At 32.9% G+C, this 6,647-nt stretch carries 8 protein-coding genes; 7 read left to right on the forward strand and 1 reads right to left on the reverse strand.

Features of this window, described 5'->3' with window-relative positions:
- The 4 genes from WBQ70_RS08355 to WBQ70_RS08370 all read left to right on the forward strand — a co-directional run.
- Positions 1 to 643, forward strand: a 643-nt coding sequence (locus WBQ70_RS08355; protein ID WP_423912831.1) for a hypothetical protein, incomplete at its 5' end; no start/stop codon positions are given.
- 57 nt (positions 644 to 700) lie between these two features.
- A complete protein-coding gene (locus tag WBQ70_RS08360; protein WP_423912833.1) occupies positions 701 to 1,135 on the forward strand; it encodes an OsmC family protein in 435 nt (144 codons plus the stop codon).
- A 120-nt stretch (positions 1,136 to 1,255) separates the two neighbouring features.
- Positions 1,256 to 2,428 (forward strand): trans-sulfuration enzyme family protein, encoded by a 1,173-nt coding sequence (locus WBQ70_RS08365; RefSeq protein ID WP_423912836.1) that lies wholly within the window; start codon positions 1,256 to 1,258, stop codon positions 2,426 to 2,428.
- Between the two features lie 169 nt (positions 2,429 to 2,597).
- On the forward strand, positions 2,598 to 3,008 hold the full coding sequence (locus WBQ70_RS08370; protein WP_423912837.1) for an RrF2 family transcriptional regulator: 411 nt from the start codon (positions 2,598 to 2,600) through the stop codon (positions 3,006 to 3,008).
- 124 nt (positions 3,009 to 3,132) lie between these two features.
- Here WBQ70_RS08370 and WBQ70_RS08375 read toward each other — a convergent pair whose 3' ends face one another.
- The gene (locus WBQ70_RS08375) at positions 3,133 to 3,915 is read right to left on the reverse strand and encodes a sulfite exporter TauE/SafE family protein (RefSeq protein ID WP_423912840.1); all 783 of its coding nucleotides are present in this window, start codon (positions 3,913 to 3,915) and stop codon (positions 3,133 to 3,135) included.
- A 520-nt stretch (positions 3,916 to 4,435) separates the two neighbouring features.
- On the opposite strand from WBQ70_RS08375, the gene WBQ70_RS08380 reads away from it, so the two are divergent.
- The 3 genes from WBQ70_RS08380 to WBQ70_RS08390 form a co-directional block, all read left to right on the forward strand.
- Complete coding sequence (locus tag WBQ70_RS08380) at positions 4,436 to 5,137, forward strand: phosphoadenylyl-sulfate reductase (protein WP_423912842.1); 702 nt, start codon at positions 4,436 to 4,438, stop codon at positions 5,135 to 5,137.
- Positions 5,138 to 5,263: 126 nt separating this feature from the next.
- Positions 5,264 to 6,163, forward strand: coding sequence for a sulfate adenylyltransferase subunit CysD (gene cysD, locus WBQ70_RS08385; RefSeq protein WP_423912844.1), 900 nt, complete (start codon positions 5,264 to 5,266; stop codon positions 6,161 to 6,163).
- A 1-nt stretch (position 6,164) separates the two neighbouring features.
- The coding region (locus WBQ70_RS08390) for a DUF2490 domain-containing protein (protein WP_423912847.1) at positions 6,165 to 6,647 on the forward strand (483 nt) is incomplete at its 3' end.

Consider the following 6,647-nt stretch of genomic DNA (forward strand, 5'->3'; position numbering starts at 1 on the left):
ATTTGTTAAAGCGACTCTTACTTATGAAAACGGCACTGTAAAAGAAGGTTTTGTAGAAATGGTGGAAGCAACTGACTCTAAAGTTAAATTTAGAGCCACAGAAAAAGGAGATACTGAAAAAATCTTAAGTTCTGAACTGAAAAAAATAGTTTTTAACCATGATGATGGGAGTACTTCTATAGCCGAAAAGCTTTTTATAAATAAAGTCAAAGGGGAAGATGAGGTTAAAAAATCCAAAAAGCAATATTGGTTATATGTTGTGTATTCGCATGGAATTAAAATCGCTGTTGATATAGCAATTTCAACTTTTAGGTATAATGCAATTAGTGGTACTAGTACAGGTATGGGAGGAGCAACCATGCTTCATGTTGGTAAAGAAAAGGATGATGGTGTGTATTTTGTTTTTCCGTTAGAAGATATGATGTCTATAAATATTGGAATGGATAGATCTGTTAGAAAACGATGTGCATTTTTATTTAAAGATTGTCCCAAATTTCTCGAAGCCGTAAACAATGAGAATTTTAAAAAACCTACTTTGATAAATAGGCTGATAGAATTATATGAAACTAATAATTGCAATAAGCCCGTTCAAGTAAAAAAAGAGGAAAAAAATAAGAAAGTAGTTTCTAAAAAGAAAAAGTAATAAACGTTATAATTATCGGTTGAATTCCGATGTGTCAACGTCCATAAATAAAGAATAATGAAAATAACATTAAACAGAGTAAACGAAAACTTCCACTTCGAATTAAAAAATGATCGTGGACATATAGTAAATGTAGATGCGCGTCCAGATTTTGGAGGTAATGATATGGGGCCAAGCCCAATGGAATTAGTATTGATGGGAGTTGCAGGATGTAGCGCTATTGATATGATTTCGATCTTAAAAAAACAACGCCAAGAAATCACTTCATTCAAAGCCGAGGTTGAGGGAGAGCGTCAACAAGTAGGTGATGCAAAACCATTCAAAGATATCCACTTGGTTTTTTCTTTAGAAGGAAATATCAAAGAAGACAAAGCTGCTAAAGCAGCGCAATTGTCATTCGAAAAATATTGCTCAGTGTCTAAAACAGTAGAGCCTACGGCGACAATACATTATAAAGTGGTTTTGAATGGTATGGAATTAGCTAAGATCTAAGTTTACTTTATTAAAATACACAACAACAGATTAATTAATTCTTTTGAATTTTTCGATTTGTGAAATTAACAATAATCTGAATTCGTGCAAATTCGTGCAATTCGTGTTAAAAAGAAAAAAATGAACGAACAAGAATTTGGTTTTGAAACCGAAGCCATACGTACCCAATTAGAAAGAACTCAATATTTAGAGCATTCAGTGCCTTTGTACTTAACTTCCAGTTTTGTTTTTGAAGATGCAGAAGACATGCGTGCCTCCTTTGCGGATGAAAAAGATAGAAACATATACAGCCGTTACAGTAACCCTAATACAAATGAGTTTGTAGAGAAAGTATGCAAAATGGAAGGTGCTGAATCTGGTTTTGCTTTTGCATCCGGTATGGCTGCTGTCTATTCTACTTTGGCAGCTTTATTGAAATCAGGGGATCATATAGTGTCGGCAGGGAGTATTTTTGGAGCAACACATTCGTTGTTTATTAATTATTTTCCAAAATGGGGGATTGAAACAACCTATTTTGATATTGATAAACCGGAAACGATAGAAAGTTGTATTCAACCTAATACCAAGATTCTTTTTGCAGAATCACCAACAAATCCAGCAGTCGATATTATTGATTTGGAATTGCTTGGTGCGATTGCTAAAAAGCACAACTTGATTTTGATAATCGACAACTGTTTTGCAACGCCTTACTTACAACAACCCATCAAATGGGGAACACATTTAGTAGTGCATTCGGCTACCAAATTAATGGACGGTCAAGGGAGGGTTTTAGGCGGAATAACGGTAGGTGATGCTGAACTGATTCAGAAAATCTATTTGTTTTCGCGTCTTACAGGACCTTCGTTATCGCCGTTTAATGCGTGGGTTTTGTCTAAAAGTTTAGAAACATTATCGATTCGTTTAGATAGACATTGTGAAAACGCCTTAAAAGTAGCTGAGTTTTTAGAACAACATCCGAATGTAAGTTTGGTCAAATATCCTTTCTTAAAATCGCATCCGCAATATGCTATTGCTCAAAAACAAATGAAAGCAGGTGGTAATATTGTAGCTTTTGAAATTAAAGGCGGACTGGAAGCAGGAAGAGCCTTTTTAGATAAAATAAAATTGTGTTCGCTTTCGCCAAATTTAGGAGATACAAGAACGATTGTAACCCATCCAGCATCTACCACACACAGTAAATTAACTGTAGAAGAACGTTTGGCTGTTAGTATAACTGATGGTTTGGTACGTGTTTCAGTAGGTTTGGAAACGGTTGCTGATATTATAGCTGACTTAGAGCAGGCACTTTCATAAAGATTTAAGAATGTAGATTAACGATTTTTGATTGCAGATTTTCTGTAAATCAAAAATCGTTTTTTTTGTGTTTATTAGTTCAAAAAACATATTTTTGTTACCATTGTGAATAGGAATTGACTCTATTTGTTATATCCTAATTCCCAAATCAAAAAATCCTAAATTTAAAATGCTCTCTAAAAAAACAAAATATGGAATCAAAGCTTTGACCTTTTTGGCTCGCCAAGAAGATCAGACTCCTGTGGCTATTGCAGATATTGCCAAAGCAGAACAAATTTCGATTAAGTTCCTAGAAAGTATTTTATTATTGTTGCGTCATTCAGGATTTTTAGGCGCAAAAAAAGGAAAAGGAGGAGGGTATTATTTGATAAAAGACCCTAAGGAAATCAATATGGCCAAAGTCTATCGTATTCTCGAAGGGCCTATTGCTTTGTTGCCGTGTGCCAGTCATAATTTTTATGAAAAGTGCGATGATTGTACGGATGAAGCCGCTTGTGCTGTTCGTAGATTAATGACAGAAGTGCGTGATAATACTTTAATGATTTTGGAAAATAATTCTCTCGCAGATATTGCTTTTTAAGATGCAGAAATTAAATGATATAAAAAATGACCTTTTCATCAATATGAAAAGGTCATTTTTTTATATAAAATCAATATTGTGTTCTTTCTCCCTTTCGGCAAAGCAAAAGGGTTTAAGATAGGATTTAAAATATCAATTTGTACCCTACAAAGAATAACATTACTGCGATGGCATTTCTGAGATATAAATCGGGTATTTTTCCACTTAACATACTTCCAATGAAAATACCAGGCAAGGAACCCATTAATAACTGAACTAATAATAAATAATCAATATTTCCCATAGTGGCATGTCCTAATCCTGCAACAAGTGTTAATGGGACAGCATGGGCAATCTCAGTACCCACTAATTTTGGAGTTGGTAAAAGAGGGTAAAGGAAAAATAATGTAACTGTTCCAAGCGCTCCTGCTCCAATAGATGTCAAAGTTACTGTAGCTCCTAGCATGACACCAATAGCAATTGTTAGTACATTTTGCATTCTACTTTCTTTGTGGAATTTATCGCCAGAATGTTTTTGTGAAAAAACCATTATTTTATTTTTGAATAAAACAGCTATGGAGGTAAATAATAATGCCCAACCCAAACTATATTTTATAGTAGCATTAATTACTGCAATATCAGTTTTGATGGTGGATAAAATCCATAAAGTAAATAAGGCAGCTGGAATACTTCCTAAAGATAACCATCCTGTTATTTTCCAATTGATATTCTTTTTTTTATGATGTACAAAAATGCCAGCCATTTTAGTATAAGCGGCATATAATAAATCGGTGCCAACAGCAGTTGTAGGAGGGATACCAAACCATAATAAAATAGGGGTCATCAATGAGCCTCCTCCTACACCTGTTAATCCTACTACAAAACCAACAACTAATCCTGCGACTACAAGTCCTAATTGAAAATCCATCTGATGTATATTAAAATTATTTTTGACAAAACTAATAACTATTTTATAATTATCCTATAGACATGGTAGGCTAATGTTTGGGTTAAATGTATAATATTAAATTTTATTTAGTCAATTGTATTCTTATTCAGTGTTTAAAGTTGATTTTGTTTAATGTTATTTTTATGAGATGTAAATTTATTTATTATAATTTTTTAAAATTATGGGGTATTTGTTATTTTTTAAATAAGTGTTGTCTTAATTGTTTTTTGTCAATTTAAGTTAGTAAGGATAATATTTATATTATTTGAGAAAACAAAGTTATCTTTGCCGAAAATTAGCTTTCTAATTTGAATTTAATGATAAATTTATGTTCTGTCTCCAAGCAATAATTTATTTTTTTAGGGATAGTGTTTAAATTGCTGTTAGAGAGAAATGTAAAAAATATGGTATTATGTTTTGTTATCTAAAAATAAGTAGTAATTTTGCGCAGTAATCTACTAGACCGATAGGGTAATAGATTTTATAAAAAATAAAAACAATGAGTACAGCTATAGTTCAATCATTATTAGAAAAAACAAAAGACTTTTCCATTGAAGAGACTTTTTCTTTTTTGGCAGATGAATACAAGGATAAAGTAGTTTTTTCAACTTCTTTTGGGCAAGAAGATCAGGTTATTACTGATCTAATTGAAAAAAGCGGTGCTGCAATAACGATATTTACTTTGGATACGGGTCGTTTGTTTCAAGAAACCTATGATGTTTTTCATAGAACACAAAAGAAATATAGTACACCTATTAAAGTATATTTTCCAGAAGCCAAAGCGGTTGAAGAATTGCTAGAGAAAAAAGGACCGAATAGTTTCTTTGAGTCAGTAGAGAATAGAAAAGAATGTTGTTTTATTCGCAAAGTAGTGCCGTTAAGAAAAGCACTAGCAGGAAATGACGTTTGGATTACAGGTCTAAGAGCAGAACAATCTGAAAACAGAAGCGATTTGCATTTGTTTGAATATGATGCTCATTTTCAAATCATCAAATTCAATCCGTTGTTAAAATGGTCATTAGAAGAAGTTCAAAAATACATTAATGATAATAATGTGCCACAAAATAGCTTACACAAAAAAGGATTTGTAAGTATAGGTTGTGCACCGTGTACCAGAGCAATTGCAGAAGGAGAAGACATTAGAGCAGGAAGATGGTATTGGGAACAAAGCCATAAAGAATGTGGGTTACACAAAAGTTAGAGGCAAGAAGAAAGAGACAAGAAGAAAGAAAAAAGATAGTAGAATAAAATAATAACGGTTTAAGATATTGAGTCAAAGGTGTAACAACTTTAAACTTTAAACTTTAAACTTTTTTAAACTTAAAAAATGAGTTCAGTATTAAAAACAAATGCTTTAGAAAGCGAAGCGATTTACATATTTAGAGAAGTTATTTCTCAATTCGATAAGCCTGTGTTGCTTTTTTCAGGTGGAAAAGATTCAATTACTTTAGTGAGATTGGCACAAAAAGCGTTCTTTCCGGCTAAAATTCCTTTTCCATTGTTACACGTGGATACAGGACATAATTTTCCTGAAACTATCGAATTTAGAGATAGATTAGTAAAAGAATTAGGTTTAGAATTAATCGTTCGTAATGTACAAGATGCTATTGACGAAGGAAAAGTAGTTGAAGAAACGGGTAGATATTCAAGTAGAAATAGTTTGCAAACGACTACACTTTTAGACGCTATTGACGAATTCAAATTTGATGCTTGTATTGGTGGAGCGCGTCGTGACGAAGAAAAAGCAAGAGCAAAAGAACGTATTTTTTCTGTTCGTGATGATTTTGGTCAATGGGATGAAAAAAACCAACGTCCTGAATTATTCGATTTGTTGAATGGTAAAATTGAAAATGGTCAAAATGTACGTGTGTTCCCTATTTCAAACTGGACTGAATTAGATGTTTGGAGTTATATTGAACAAGAACAAATCGAAATTCCATCAATCTATTTTTCTCATACACGTAAAGTGTTTATTAGAGACGGAATGATTTGGTCTCATTCTCCTTATGTTTTTCAAGATGAAGACGAGGTAATTGAAGAAAGAGTAGTTCGTTTTAGAACAGTAGGTGATATGAGTTGTACCGCAGCTGTTGATTCATATGCAGCAACAATATCTGAAGTAGTAGGCGAAATTAGAGCATCAACAATTTCTGAAAGAGGAGCCAGAATTGATGATAAACGTTCAGAAGCAGCCATGGAGAAAAGAAAACAACAAGGGTACTTTTAGAATGAAAATTTCTAGAATACTTGTTTTTGTATTCCTATGTGGTTTTTTTGCGAAAGCACAAACAGAAAAAAATGTTGATCATCAAAGTTTGCTTTGGACACGGTATAACAACCAGTTGGAACTAAACGATAAATGGTCAATTCAAACGGATTTAGATAATAGAATATTTACTAAACCTGTTGAACAAAATTTATTTCTGGGGAGAATTCAACTAAGGCAGAAATGGAATGATAAAATAGAATGGGGAATTGGTGGGGCTTATTTACAAGTAGCCACTCAAGAACCAGAAGTTATTAAACCATTTCATGTTGAAGAATATAGAGGACAACAAGATGTTACAGTCAAACAACGTTTGGGCAAGGTTAATTTGAGTCATCGGTATCAGTTAGAAGAGAGGTGGATTCAAAATGCGAGTAAAATTCAATTAGAAGGAGGGACATCTTTTTATTTGAGGTTTAGATATCGAATTCAGGCAGAATATACG

Source organism: Flavobacterium sp., from assembly GCF_049590715.1.
Taxonomy (GTDB): Bacteria; Bacteroidota; Bacteroidia; order Flavobacteriales; family Flavobacteriaceae; genus Flavobacterium.